Annotated in this window: 11 protein-coding genes; 3 read left to right on the forward strand and 8 right to left on the reverse strand. The window is 55.3% G+C overall.

All coding sequences use genetic code 11. The features are described 5' to 3' along the window. Positions 1–5: 5 nt before the first annotated feature. From ACVDG4_RS14400 to ACVDG4_RS14415, 4 genes are all read right to left on the reverse strand, one after another. Complete coding sequence (locus ACVDG4_RS14400; protein ID WP_447235571.1) at positions 6–845, reverse strand: ABC transporter permease; 840 nt, start codon at positions 843–845, stop codon at positions 6–8. A 3-nt stretch (positions 846–848) separates the two neighbouring features. Continuing rightward, positions 849–1,784 (reverse strand): ABC transporter permease, encoded by a 936-nt coding sequence (locus ACVDG4_RS14405; protein WP_420338855.1) that lies wholly within the window; start codon positions 1,782–1,784, stop codon positions 849–851. Positions 1,785–1,853: 69 nt separating this feature from the next. Continuing rightward, complete coding sequence (locus tag ACVDG4_RS14410; protein ID WP_008196699.1) at positions 1,854–3,146, reverse strand: ABC transporter substrate-binding protein; 1,293 nt, start codon at positions 3,144–3,146, stop codon at positions 1,854–1,856. A 68-nt stretch (positions 3,147–3,214) separates the two neighbouring features. Beyond that, positions 3,215–4,207 carry an ABC transporter ATP-binding protein gene (locus tag ACVDG4_RS14415; RefSeq protein ID WP_447235572.1) on the reverse strand — a complete coding sequence of 331 codons (993 nt, stop codon included), beginning with the start codon at positions 4,205–4,207 and terminating at the stop codon, positions 3,215–3,217. A 250-nt stretch (positions 4,208–4,457) separates the two neighbouring features. Between ACVDG4_RS14415 and ACVDG4_RS14420 the strand changes: the two genes are divergently transcribed. After that, positions 4,458–5,195, forward strand: coding sequence for a GntR family transcriptional regulator (locus ACVDG4_RS14420; RefSeq protein ID WP_447235573.1), 738 nt, complete (start codon positions 4,458–4,460; stop codon positions 5,193–5,195). Positions 5,196–5,528: 333 nt separating this feature from the next. Here the strand turns inward: ACVDG4_RS14420 and ACVDG4_RS14425 are convergent, their stop codons facing one another. From ACVDG4_RS14425 to ACVDG4_RS14440, 4 genes are all read right to left on the reverse strand, one after another. Further along, positions 5,529–6,725: a hydantoinase/carbamoylase family amidase gene (locus ACVDG4_RS14425; protein ID WP_447235574.1), complete on the reverse strand. Its 1,197-nt coding sequence runs from the start codon at positions 6,723–6,725 to the stop codon at positions 5,529–5,531. A 483-nt stretch (positions 6,726–7,208) separates the two neighbouring features. Then, positions 7,209–9,164, reverse strand: a complete 1,956-nt coding sequence (locus ACVDG4_RS14430; protein WP_447235575.1) for a tripartite tricarboxylate transporter permease — start codon at positions 9,162–9,164, stop codon at positions 7,209–7,211. Positions 9,165–9,239: 75 nt separating this feature from the next. Beyond that, a complete protein-coding gene (locus tag ACVDG4_RS14435; protein WP_409693439.1) occupies positions 9,240–10,190 on the reverse strand; it encodes a Bug family tripartite tricarboxylate transporter substrate binding protein in 951 nt (316 codons plus the stop codon). A gap of 107 nt (positions 10,191–10,297) precedes the next feature. Then, positions 10,298–11,209 carry a hydroxyacid dehydrogenase gene (locus tag ACVDG4_RS14440; RefSeq protein ID WP_447235910.1) on the reverse strand — a complete coding sequence of 304 codons (912 nt, stop codon included), beginning with the start codon at positions 11,207–11,209 and terminating at the stop codon, positions 10,298–10,300. Between the two features lie 148 nt (positions 11,210–11,357). Between ACVDG4_RS14440 and ACVDG4_RS14445 the strand changes: the two genes are divergently transcribed. Both ACVDG4_RS14445 and ACVDG4_RS14450 read left to right on the forward strand, forming a co-directional pair. After that, complete coding sequence (locus tag ACVDG4_RS14445) at positions 11,358–12,521, forward strand: mandelate racemase/muconate lactonizing enzyme family protein (RefSeq protein ID WP_447235576.1); 1,164 nt, start codon at positions 11,358–11,360, stop codon at positions 12,519–12,521. 86 nt (positions 12,522–12,607) lie between these two features. Then, a complete protein-coding gene (locus ACVDG4_RS14450) occupies positions 12,608–13,606 on the forward strand; it encodes an aldo/keto reductase (RefSeq protein WP_447235577.1) in 999 nt (332 codons plus the stop codon). The last annotated feature ends 109 nt before the right edge of the window (positions 13,607–13,715 follow it).

Below are 13,715 nucleotides of genomic sequence, written 5' to 3' on the forward strand. Positions count from 1 at the left end.
TGCCACTAGACCATGCCTTTACCGGCATCCGATCCGTGCCTGGATCGCCGCCGGTTGATCAGCAACACGACTGTCAAAAAGATCCCGATGATTCCGAAGGAGAACAGCGTTGTCAGCGTTCCCAGCGCGAAGATGACCGGCGTCGTGACGTTCGTCGTCATGCCGTAGATTTCAAGGGGCAGCGTGTTGTAGCTGCCTGCGGTGAGTAGCGTGCGGGCAAATTCGTCATAGGACAGGGTAAAACCGAAAAGCGCCACGCCAATGAGCATCGGGACGATGATCGGCAACACCACGTAGCGGATGGTCTGCCAGGCAGACGCACCTAGATCCCGCGCAGCTTCCTCATACGATTTGTCGAAGCGATTGAAGACCGCGAACATGATAAGCAGCCCGAACGGCAGGGTCCAAGTGAGTTGAGATCCATATCCGGAGGTCGACCAATGCACAGCCAACCCGGCTTGGGAGAAAATCAGACCAACGCCAAGAGAGATCAGAATGGATGGGATCACCAGGGAGGTGATGATCAGATAAAAGAGAACGCCTGATCCGGTAAAGCGTTTACGGAATGCCAATCCTCCCATCACCGAGACAATCACCGTCGTCACCATCACCATCAGCCCAAGCGTGATGGACCGGAAGAAGCTGCCCCAGATGTCTCCAACAGCCTGCTGTTCAAACAGATCGCGGAACCAATGGATCGACACGCCGCGCATCGGAAATGTCAGTCCACCGCCAGGACCTTGAAAACTCAGAATGCCGATGGTGAGTGTTGGACCATAGAGAAACACTAAGAACAGCGCAAAGAACGTGGCGAGTACATAAAAGGATCGGCTGCGTTTTTCCATGGATCACAGCTCCTTTCGAATATCGACAAAGCGCAGCAGGATGGAGATCACAAAAAGCACCGTGATCAGAAGGATCACCGCGGTTGCAGCGGCTGACGGATACTGCAAAAGCGCGATGTCATTGGAAATCAGACGGCCGACATTGGCCTTCTGGCTGCCGGACATGAACCGCACTGTGATGAAGTCTCCCATCACAAGCGTGATCACGAAAATGGACCCGATCATGATGCCGGGTTTGGTGAGCGGAATAATGACGTTCGTAAGGGTCTGATAACCCGACGCCCCGGCGTCCCGCGCCGCTTCGATCAGGGATGTGTCGATCCGCATCATGGTGTTGAAGATCGGCACAACCATGAACAGCGTGTACAGGTGAACGAAGGCCAGGATCACTGAGAAATCTGAGAAAAGCAGCCATTCCAATGGCTCATCGATGACACCCATGGACATCAAGGTGGAGTTGGCAATCCCGTTCCGCCCCAGAAAGGGGATCCAGGAAATCATTCGGATGATGTTGGACGTCCAAAACGGGATCGTGCACAGCAGAAACAGCACGATTTGCCACGTTAGTGAACGCACATGAAATGCCAGGAAATAGGCAACGGTGAAGCCGATTACCAATGTAAAAAACCAGGTAATCAAGGCATATTTGAGGGTGTTCCAGAACACTTGATAGGTGACCGGCGATGTCAGCAGGAATTCGTAATTGTCAAATTGGAACGCTGGATAGATCGAAAACTCGGTCGCCCCCCAAAAGCTGACGACAACAATCATGCAAATCGGAAACACCAGGAAAAAAAACAGAACGACTGTGAGCGGCAGAGACAGCAGCCAGCCAGTCAGATTGTTCGGCAAACGGCTCCACTGAAAGGCCGACCTCGCCTGTTTGCCAGCGGCCGCCGCTGTTTGGGAATGAAGAAATAGATGGCTTTGGTCCGTCATGGAGCCTTTGTCCGTTAAACATCACAGGAAGGGCCCGGGGAACCCCGGGCACCGATTTTGGAAACAGGCTTAGGACGCGATGAACTCGTTCCACTTGCGGACCATGTACTGGTTCTCGTCCATGACCGCGTTCCAGCAGGCGACAGCCCCCATGCGGTCGTAGAACGACCCTCCATCGCGAACTGCGCCGGCCTTTTCCATGACTGTTCCAAACGGGTTGGTGATGTCGCCTTCGGCAGCCTTACCTTCAAACCAGAAGCCCCACTCGTCTTCGGACATGAAGTTCTTCGACGTTTCCGGAACTGCAGAGTAATAGCCTTGGCGCATGAGAAAGCCGCCGACCCAGCCATCGAGATACCAGTTGATGTATTCGTAGGCTGCATCGAGCTCGAGACCGCTGAGGCTCTTGGACAGACCGATGCCGCCGCCCCAGCTTCGGTAGCCTTCTTCAAGCGGCTGGTAGACACAGGGAATACCCTGTGAGCGAACAGCGGTGATGGCCGGAGACCACATGGACTGGATGACGACTTCGCCCGACGCCATAAGGTTGACGCTTTCGTCGAATGTCTTCCAGAAGGCCCGGAACTGACCATTTTTCTTGGCTTCGGTGAAGATACCAAGGGTCAGATCGATCTCTTCCTTGGTCATGTTGCCCTTGTCCGGGTATTTGTATTCCCCCATGGATTCCACAACCATTGCCATGTCCATGATGCCGATCGACGAGATATCGAGGATCGAAGCCTTGCCTTTGAATTCCGGATTGAGCAGCTCAGACCAGTTTGAGATCGGCCGGCCGATCAGATCAGGGCGAATGCCCAGGGTATCGGCGTTGTAGATGGTCGGGATCAGCGTCATCCAGCCGCTTTCGTTGTCGACGAACGTTTTGCCGTCAACACCTTCCACAAAACCGACCGTATGCGGCGCTGTGCCTTGCGCGATCGTGCTTTCCGGTGTCAGTTTCCCGTTTCGGAAAATTCCGACAATCTTGTCATAGTTTTTGATTTTCGACGTATCCATCGCCTGGAGGTTGCCGGTCGGCCAGACCTTTTTGCAGATCCAGTATTCAATGTCGGCGATGTCGAAGCTGTCCGGCTGTGTGGCTGCGCGCTGGGTGACGGCATCACTGTCCAGCGCCGTCATTTCCAAAGTAAAACCGAGGTCTTCCTTAACTTTTGCAGCAACCTCGTTCAGGTTGGAAACGCCGGTTCCGAACTGGCGGAGCGTGACGTCCTTGATGTTCTGCGCCCAAATGGTTGGGAACCCGGTGATCGCTCCAGAGCCAAGCGCCGCGCCTGTTGCAGCTGCGCCCCCTTTGAGAATGCTCCGCCGGCTGATACCTTTTTTGTCCAGTCTGTCTGTCATGGTCCTACTCCTGTTACCCCTCTTGGAGTCGTGTTGGCCCTTTGCAAGAAGGGCGTGATCGGCAACCGTCAGGCGGCCAATTGGTGAACATCTTCCGGCTTCCATTTGAGGAAGACGGTTGTCCCGATTTCGATAGGGTCTTGAAAGAACGTTTCTTCGCTGAGAGCGGCCGTCAGATCTCCGGCGCCGCCTGCGTCGAGCGCCAAATTGACGGTTGATCCGAGATACTCGACATCCACCACGCTGGCTGTAAGGTGATCAGCTTCCTGCGGGGCCGATTTGAGGACCTGTAATCTGTCCACCCTCAAGGCGACGCGTGCATTCAGGTGCCGAAGCACGTTGTGGCCACCGATAAACCTGGCGACAAATTCAGTGGTCGGCGTATTGAAGACGGCTCGTGGACTGCCTGCCTGTTCGATCCTGCCGTTGTTCATGACGATAATGTCATCGGCAAGCGCAAGGGCCTCGTCCTGACTGTGAGTAACATGAATGAAGGAAATTCCGAGCTCACGCTGCAGCCGTTTCAGCTCAAGCCGCATCTTGATCCTCAAAAATGGATCAAGCGCTGACAATGGCTCATCGAGCAGAAGAACCGAGGGTTCGGTGATGAGGGCCCGTGCAAGGGCAACCCGCTGCTGCTGACCGCCGGATAACTGAGCCGGCAGTCGCGCTGCATAATCAGCCATATCGACCAGTTCCAGCAACTGGAGGGCCTTCTTGTTACGCTCTGCCAGACCTACGCCGCGCATCTTTTGGGAAAAACCGACATTGTCGAGGACCGACAAATGCGGGAAAAGCGCATAGTTCTGAAACATCATAGCCGTGCCCCGTTTTGCCGGAGGCAGGTCGGTGACATTCGTACCACCAAAGATGATATCGCCGGCTGAGACCCCTTCATGGCCGGCGATCATGCGCAACGTTGACGACTTTCCGCATCCAGAGGGGCCAAGCAGGCACGAGTAGGACCCCGCGGAAAACTTGTGATCGATGGCATCAACCGCAATCGTGGCACCATAGGCCTTGGTGACAGCGGCCAGTTCCAGCTCCAGGGATTGTGCCATTTGCGAGGATCTCCTTCACACATTGCGATTGGAGACCTGTCCACGCAAACGGCGTGCCAAGGATGGATATCAGCGGATTTCTGCGGTTTCTGTCATACTTTGACCGCGAGGGGATAAAACGGCATCAAAAATGTGCACAATTATCAGTCAAATAAAATACGTTATGATTAAATATTGTATACAGTCTGCGATTGCTGTGTCCGACCTGAACAGGTAAGGTCAACCAAATGCCGCACCGGGCAACACAAACATGACGATTTCTGTGACCGCTTCCGATACATCCCAAACGACCTTGCATGAGGTATTTGCGCTGCCCCCGGGGCGGACACTGGAAATTTGCCTCAACATTCAGGCTGCGATTTTGGAGCACAAGCTGGCTCCTGGCGTAAAACTATCTGAAGATGAGGTCGGCGAAATCTACGGGGCAAGCCGCACTGTCGTCAGGGCGGCCCTGCAAGCCCTGGCGCATTCCGGTCTGATCAGCATGATCAAGAACCGAGGCGCTTACGTTGCTAAACCGACCATACGGGAAGCCCACGAAGTGTTTCAGGCCAGGGCCCTGATCGAGCCTGCAGTTGCGCGCCTTGCCGCCGATGCAATTACGGAAACACAGCTGGCAGATCTGAAAGCACATCTGGACGCGGAACACGCAGCCATCCACGCCGCAGATATGGGTCGTGCGCTGATGCTGTCGGGTTCGTTTCATACGGCAATCGCAGAAATCGCCGATCATCGGATATTCACTGGCATGGTTCGGTCATTGATTTCCCGATCGTCACTTATCATTGCGCTTTATTGGAAGAGGTCAGACACCGCCTGTGAAAGCCATTCACATCATGCCCTCTTGGACGCATTTGAAAAACGGGACGGGGCCGAGGCCGAACAGGTCCAGAAGAGCCACATCATCGATTTGCACTCTGGTTTAGACCTGCGCGGAGAACAGGTCTTGAACCGATCCTTGCGCGATGCACTCGTGCTGCGCAGTTAGGGAGATGCTGGAGGACCGGTTCGTATTTGGAACGTATATGAACTCCAGAGTACTGGCAGAGCGAGGTGAGCAGTCGAAGGAAACACGCGAAGCACATCGCACCCTCCCGTTTCTGAGAGTTCCAACCCGGCAAACATAACTTAACGTTATGTTTGAGCGTAAAAGATCGGGAGCGTGTTATGAGGACACCCCTATCTCTGGCTTGAGCAGTCGACAGACAACGGGCAAAATTTTCGAACGCTCAAGACACCGATTACTATGGTCCGTGACATAGGTGATTAGATCGACTGAAGACGATATCCGTGGACTAAATTCGGTTATTTGATGACTGTTTCAGCTTAGTCGGCTGACGGCATCCGCCAGAACGCGAAGGCCGATGATCAGGTCTTCCTCATTGGTGTCTTCGGCAAAATCGTGGCTGATCCCTCCTATCGACGGGACAAACAACATGGCCGCCGGCATCAAGCTGGCCATGTTCGAGGCATCGTGTAAGGCGCCGGACGGCATCTCGCGCCATTTGCCAGAGGCCTGCGCCTCAGCTCCGGCACAAAGCGCCGCACGTAAGGTCGGATCCATAGGTACCGGCTGCAGTGCCTTGATGGGCACGACATCCGCCGCCACCCCATATTCTTCAGCGACCGCAGATACAAGATCCCGAATGAGGGCTTCCATCCGGGCAAGCCGATCGTCATCAACATCGCGCCATTGCACGTCGAACATCACTTCGCCTGGCACGATGGAGGGCGCGTTGGGCCGCAAGTGTACCCGTCCAATCGTCCAGACTGTGCGAGGCGTTACAATGTTTCGAAGACGGTCGTTGAGCGCGGTGTTGAACGCCGACAGTGCTTGGAAAGCATCCTTTCGCTGGTGCATGAGTGTTGTTCCGGCATGGTTTTGCTGACCGATCAGGGTCACTTGCAGCTGCCGGGACCCGACGATGTCCGTGACAACACCAATCGCCTCCCCTGCCTCGTCCAGCGTACTGCCCTGTTCGATATGCAATTCGATGAACCCAGTGAATTGCGTGTACGGCACGTCTCCGCCGCTAAGACCCGCCATCGCAGACCGTGCCTCGCGGAAGGAAACCCCGTTCACGTCCGTGAAGGTGTCAGCTTCGGCCAGCGGTGTCTTACCTGAATAAATGCTGGATCCTGTCAGAGCCCCGAAGCGCCCTTCCTCGTCCTGAAAACTCACGACAGAAACGGAAGGACCGCCTGCTTCTTTTGCAGCCCGCGCGACCTCCAAAGCGGCAATGACTCCCAAGGCCCCATCCAGCCAACCGCCTTCAGGTTGGGTATCGCTGTGAGACCCCAGAAGAATGGATGGTTCTTCAGCCAGACCAAAAACGTTGCCCGCCGGGTCCACATGCGGTGCAAGACCGGCCGCCGCCAACTGGTCGAACAGCCACGTCCGGGCCGAAACATCTGGATCCGAAAAAGCCGGGCGCACCACGCCCTTGCCCACACCACTCGCGCCGAAGGATCGTAGGGTGTGAAGATCTTGCAAAAACCTATCTGGCTGAACCTGCATGCTGACCTTTCCAAACTCATAAAAAACGAAAGCCTAAGACTTTCCGCATTTCAACAGTCTTTGTCGATGCTGCAACCCAATTGCGCGTCGTTCAAGGGATTTCATTTATGAGTTTGCCGTAAGGCCATACCGTCAAACGCATCCTGGCTTCTATTTCCCAACTGGTCCATTCACCTGCGCCGGCTGGTGCTCCCCTAAAGGCTACAAACAAAAGCTACCGTTCGCCATAGCAGGGTCGAAACGCATTGCGATCGGTGTAGGGGCGATTACCAGATACTTCCCTCCAGTCTTGACCTAACCTGCATAAAAGAACCGCTGTCCGGTGTGCGCTCCAAACCGGTTCTTCGCATTGACGGAGCCGCAGGTTTATTCCAGCCATAACGCACTCGAATTCATTGACCACGTCGAACGTGAACACGGCGGACTAGAGATCGACGAGCATCTCAGCCGTTTTTGTCCTTACACCCTGCTCGAATGCAGGACCTATGGCAAAGGTACGGACAGAACTTCGCTGAAAAGCAGTGTGCAGGCGACAATTACTCCTGTCACGCTCAGGAGCAGGATTGCCCAGTTCTTCGCTGAAAACCGGTCATGCTGTGCAACAACGGTCAAAACGAGACCGAGGAGAACTGCTGTTGCGCCAAACCCGAGAAGCGGAAACAAGAAGACAGCGCCCAGCATCACCAAAGGCAGCGCTGTCATGCGGACCCATGATCCTTCCACCGCAAACTCCGTCACATGCCTGGTCACGACCAACCTCAAAAGGGCCAGGCCGACAATGACAGCCATTGCCATGGCAATCGTCCTGGGAAAGACGGCAGCTTCAGGGTTCAGACCGGCCGATTGCTGCAGAGCCAGCAGCGCAATACCACCGGCAATCAGCAGCCCAAGCAAATCTCTGAGGATAGCGGGTTTTGGCGCGCGTTCGCGTTCATCTGTGGGCGTCACTGTACTCTTGGAAACGAGCTGTTTCAAACGCGGCAGGAACGGATAGAAAAAGGTCAGAAGTGTCAGCGCAATGATGGCCATTGATAACGGCCGCCCAAAGAATTGCCCCCAAAGATTTCCGATTGCATCGCCAATCGTCCAGCTTTGGACAAACCCCTGCTCAGCAATCCGGCCAAGGATCAATCCAAGAACGATAGGTGAGACGGAAAACCCACGCTTGCCGGCAACCCAGCCGACAATGCCAAGCACAATCATGATCGCGATATCGGACAAGCTGTTGCGGATCGCGAACGTGCCAATCACCGTCATGAAGGCGACGATTGGAACGAGTGCGGCTTTCGGCGCACGCACGATGGCACCGTAAGCGAAACGGCCGATCATCAGTCCGACGGGCAACATCAAGACAGTGGCAAGCAAAAGGCCGAAGATGAAGGTGTAAACGATATTGGCACCGTCAGCGAAAAGGCTTGGCCCCGTCCGCACACCTTGAACCAGCAGAGCCCCCAAGATAACCGCATCCGGTGGGGTTCCCGGGATGCCCAGGACCAAGGTCGGAATGAAGCCACCGCCAACCGTGGCATTGTTGGCCGATTCCGTCGCAACGATCCCGCCCGGGTTGCCCTCGCCATAGGGCGGTTTACCCTTGTTGGTGCGCCGTGCCTCTGAATACGCAACCAGGCCCGCGATCGAGCCACCTGCCCCTGGAAGCGCTCCAACCATCGTGCCAATGACGGAGCTGCGCATCACATTGATTTTGTTCTTCAAAAGGAGGCCGAATGCTTCTGGCAAACGGAAGCCACGTGTTTGCTCCGGCGCCTTGAGGTGCCGGTCTGGCGTCGCAACCAAATCGATGAGCACTGGTATGCAGTATAGACCAATCAAGGCCGATACTGTCTCAACTCCGCCCAGAAGCACATTTGACCCAAATGTGAAACGAACCTCTGCACTCGTTTCAGAAATCCCGATCATGGCGAGCAACAGCCCGAAGCAGGCTCCGATCACGCCTTTCAAAAAATCCCCTGTCGACAGCGCTGCAATCAGCGAAAGTCCAAAAACCGCCAGCCAGAAATACTCCACGGGGCCGAATGCCAAGGCGGCTTCGGCCAACGGCGGCGCCAGAAACAAGAGCGCCAAAGCGCCGACGAGCCCGCCGATCACCGACGAGATACATGCGACTGACACGGCGAGATCGCCATCGCCCCGTTTGGCCATTGGATAGCCGTCGAAGGTGGTCGCAATTGCCGACGGTGTTCCGGGCGTGTTCAACAAGATGGCGGCATAAGCGCCGCCATAGATCGCCCCGGTATAAATCGCTCCCATAAGAATGAGAGCGCTGTCGGCCGACATCGTGAATGTCAGCGGCACAAGCACGGCGACTGCCATGGTTGCAGTCAATCCTGGAATGGAACCAATGATCGTTCCCGCTGCGACACCCAACAGGGCAAGCAGCAGGTTCAGCGGTGACAAAGCACCGATGATAAACTCGAGCATGGATTCCTCCCGGGAGAGACGCGGAACGTCACAGGTGTGAGGATGAAGGCGCAAACAGCGCCTCCATCGATATTATCATTCGATTATGCCAGCCGAACGCGCGGCGTTCAGATACCCTTCGGCTTTATCGGAGATGAAGGCGTCCATATCAGCCCCGTAGCCAACGTCCACGAGCGCAAAGCCGCCATCGAGCATCTGTTTTTGGAAGTCCGGATCTGCGTTGATGGCCTTGATTGCGTCAGACACCTGTGTCCGGACCTCTTCAGAAGCAGAGTTCGGCACGGCGATACCGCGATAGGCACCGGACACCATGTCATAGCCCAGTTCTCGAAAGGTCGGGACATCAGGGAACGCCGGGTGGCGGTCTTCCATCGCAACAGCCAGCAAGCGGACCTTGTCCCCCTGCGCAGCACCAACGGTGGTGTACCCCCAAGCCGCCTTCACCTGCTTGCCAAGAAGTGCCGTTACAGACGCGCCCGTTCCTTTAAACGAGACATATGTGCTCTCAATGCCGGCCATCTCATCAAACTGGACTTGCGCCAGATGGTTGGCAGTCCCTTTGCCTGAGCCGGAAAAAATGACCTGCTTCGGGTTGGCCTTTGCATCATCGATGAGGTCCTGAAGCGTCATGTACGGGCTGTCCGCCGTAACCACGATGGCATCCGGCGTGTAGTGGAACATGTAAACTGCAGCCAGGTCCTCTGTTTGAAACCCGACGTCACCTTGTTTTGGCTTGATAATGATATGAGGAAGGTTGATCCCCATAATGACGGATCCGTCGCCCGCCATGTTGTTCAGTTGCGACCAGCCAACGGCGCCACCCCCACCTGGCTGGTAATTGACAACCATTTGTTCGCCGTAGAGCTTCTCAAAGAAGGGCTGCTGGAAACGCGCGGTTATGTCGGATTCTCCACCCGGGCCAAACGGAATGATGTAATCAACACTTCCGCTTGGAAATTCTTCCGCAGATGCAGCGCCGGCGAACACCGCCAGTGTCGCCGCCAATAAGGCAGACTTAAGTTTCATGCTTATTTCCTCCCTGTTGAAATGCATGTATTTTTGATCTTTTTTTTGATTTTAGGCATTCAACATCGCTCCCGTCACGTGTTTTTACGTAAGGGAGCCGGAAAAAATCATGCGCCTTCTTCGGTTAAGGCTTTCAATACATTTTCTACAGTCACCTGGCTGACACGCACATTCGCCTGCCTCGTAACACCGGCAATATGCGGTGTCAGAATGAGATTTGGACAGTCCTTGAAGACGTCGGCTGCGGCACCGTCGAGGGGCTCTTGTGCAAATACATCTATTGCGGCCCCAGCCAACCGCCCCGCCATTAGTGCGGTGGCAAGCGCGTGTTCGTCTACAATTTCACCTCGCGCCGTGTTGATGAACAACGCACTGGACTTCATCTTTGAGAGCTCACTCGCACCAATCAGCCCAGCCGTGGCAGGGGTCAACGGAACGTGCAACGACACGACGTCTGCTCTTGCGAGAAGGTTCTCAAGATCGCAGGATTGGACGCTGGTCCACACAGGGTCCGTATCGGCCAGGTAAGGATCGAAGGCGATGATGTTCATGCCGAATGCACGCCCAACCTGAGCCACTGCCTGAGCAATTTCACCAAACCCAACGAGGCCGAGCGTCAACCCCTGGACTTCGCCGCCCGCACCAAGTGCAGTGCGAGGCCAATTCCCATCCAGCATTTGCTGATTTGAGGTGTAGGCGCCGCGCCGCAAAAACAGCATAGCCCCAAAAACATACTCCACGACTGATTGCGTGTTGGCACCGGTCGCGGGTCGGACACTGACACCTCTTTTGGTGCACTCCTCAAGGTCGATGTTCTCCAGCCCCACGCCGAGCCGACCAATCACACGCAATTTTGGCGCGGCATCCAGGAGGCGAGCGCTGACCTGCGTCCGGTTCCGCACGATCAAGGCGTCGGCATCAGCAAGTTTCTGAAACAGCCTTTCTTCAACATCAACCAACGACGGATCATAGAACACTTGGAATGCAGGCCCAAATTTCTGAAGGGCGGCTTCATCCATGAACTCTGAAACAACAACTTTTTTTTCCAATTGCGCTTCCCTCCTCATCCCCCGCGTTGGCGACCGACCCATATAAGCCGATACATCCGAGGCAACCAAGGCCAGACCGGCCAGGCCATCCGCGTATTCAAGGACAGGGAGATCTCAATTGCGCATCGTCGATATCCGGGAAGTGACCAAGCCAATCTCTTCGCCGATCAGAAATGCTTACATTGATTTCAGCAAAATGACCGCGAGCCTTGTAGCCGTCATCACAGATGTCGAACGGAATGGCAGGCGCGTCGTCGGATACGGTTTCAATTCAAATGGCCGCTATGGACAGGGCGGGCTTATCCGCGAGCGTTTCCGCAACCGCATTCTTGAGGCTGAGCCAAAACAACTGCTCAACCAAACTGGCACCAACTTCGATCCTCACGCCATCTGGCGAACGATGATGCAAAATGAAAAGCCTGGAGGCCATGGAGAACGATCTGTTGCTGTCGGCACGATCGACATGGCGGTTTGGGACGCGGTTGCGAAGATCGAGGAAAAGCCGCTTTTCCGCTTGCTTGCAAACCAAAAAGGGCGTCAAGCCGATCCAAAGGTCTTCGTTTATGCAGCGGGTGGATACTACTACCCCGGAAAGGATGATGCTGCGTTGCGGGCGGAAATGCGCAGCTACGTTGATCGGGGTTACACCGTCGTAAAAATGAAGATCGGCGGTGCATCGATTGAAGAAGACCAACGCCGGATCGAATCCGTACTCAATGAGATTGAAGGCGATGCCCAACTCGCCGTTGACGCGAATGGCCGGTTCGATCTGGAAACGGCGATTGCCTACGCCAAGATGCTGCGGCGCTATCCGTTGTTTTGGTATGAGGAGATCGGTGATCCACTGGACTACCAGCTTCAGGCGGCAATGACCGAGTTTTACCCGGCACCGATGGCAACCGGAGAGAACCTGTTCTCCCACCAGGATGCTCGCAACTTGTTGCGGTATGGCGGCATGCGCCCCGACCGTGACTGGCTGCAATTCGATTGCGCATTGTCCTATGGCCTCGTGGAGTATCTCCGCACGCTCGACGTATTGCGGGAGCACGGCTGGTCACCAGCGCGATGCATCCCCCATGGCGGACATCAGATGTCGCTGAACATCGCGGCAGGGCTGGGTCTTGGCGGCAACGAAAGTTACCCGGATCTCTTTCAACCCTACGGCGGATTTCCAGACGGAGTTGATGTGATTGATGGACATATCATCATGCCTGAACTGCCCGGCATCGGATTTGAGGGCAAGTCAGATCTGATTACGGTTATGCGGGATCTCGCTGAATGAGCCCATTACCAAGATCCAGATCTTTGATCTTTCAAGACAAGCGCTTAAAAAGGCCAAGTCGGGGTTTCGAGTGGGGATAGGGCAAAGTGGAAAAACGGAAACTGGGGGCCAATGGGCCGGAAATAGGCGCAATCGGTTTTGGAGCCATGTCGTTCTCCGACATGTACGGACCAACGAATGAAAGAGAAAGCCATGCCATTCTCGACGCCTGCCGTGACCTTGGTGTAACTCACCTGGACACCGCAAATGTCTACGGCATGGGGAAATCGGAAACGGCGATTGGCACTTATCTGAAAGCCAATCCCGGCACGCGGGACGAATTTGTTATCGCAACAAAAGCCAGCATCACCCGCGATCCAGATGGGAACCGGAGTTTCGACAATTCGGCAGAGCACCTGGAAAGTGAGCTGGACAAGTCTCTAAAGCGGCTCGGTCTGGAATATGTGGACCTGTTCTACGCCCATCGCAGGGATCCGCGTTTCAGCCCGGAAGAAACGGCCGCCAATCTTGGCCGGTTGGTAGAAAAGGGCAAAGCCCGCGCAATCGGCTTGTCGGAAGTGGCTCCTTCGACCCTTCGGCGCGCCATGAAAGCCTTTCCAATTGCCGCCGTTCAGTCGGAGTACTCCCTTTCGACCCGGTTTCCAGACCTTGGACTGGTTCAAACCTGCGCTGAACTCGGGGTGGGCATGGTTGCGTTTTCTCCGGTTGGCCGCTCGCTGTTGACGGATAACCCGATCCCAAGCGACCGCATTCCAGATCTGCCTTTTCTCGCCGGAAACCCGCGTTTCATGGAGCCGAACCTTTCAGAAAATCTCAGGATCTTGGAGGGTTTTCAGAACCTCGCAGCTGAGATGGGCACAACAGCGGCGGGTCTAGCCAATGCTTGGCTTTTGACACGCGGAGCGCATGTGATCCCGATCCCGGGCACACGATCAGTAGATCACTTGAAGGAATGCATATCCGGGGCATCCCTCGTCCTGTCCGCAGCTGATCTGGACCGTATCGAAACCGTTCTCCCAGTTGGATGGGCCCACGGCGATCGCTATTCAGATGCCCAATGGATCGGGCCAGAACGATATTGTTGAAGAAGAACGGTTTCGGCAAATGCCTGAGGATCTGATGGAGATCAGAGTTACATAGGCATGGCAGTCGGAGCTTGCCGCTGTCGGCAAAACAATAAGCTGAGAGTGCTGT

It is taken from the genome of Roseibium sp. MB-4 (assembly GCF_053005265.1).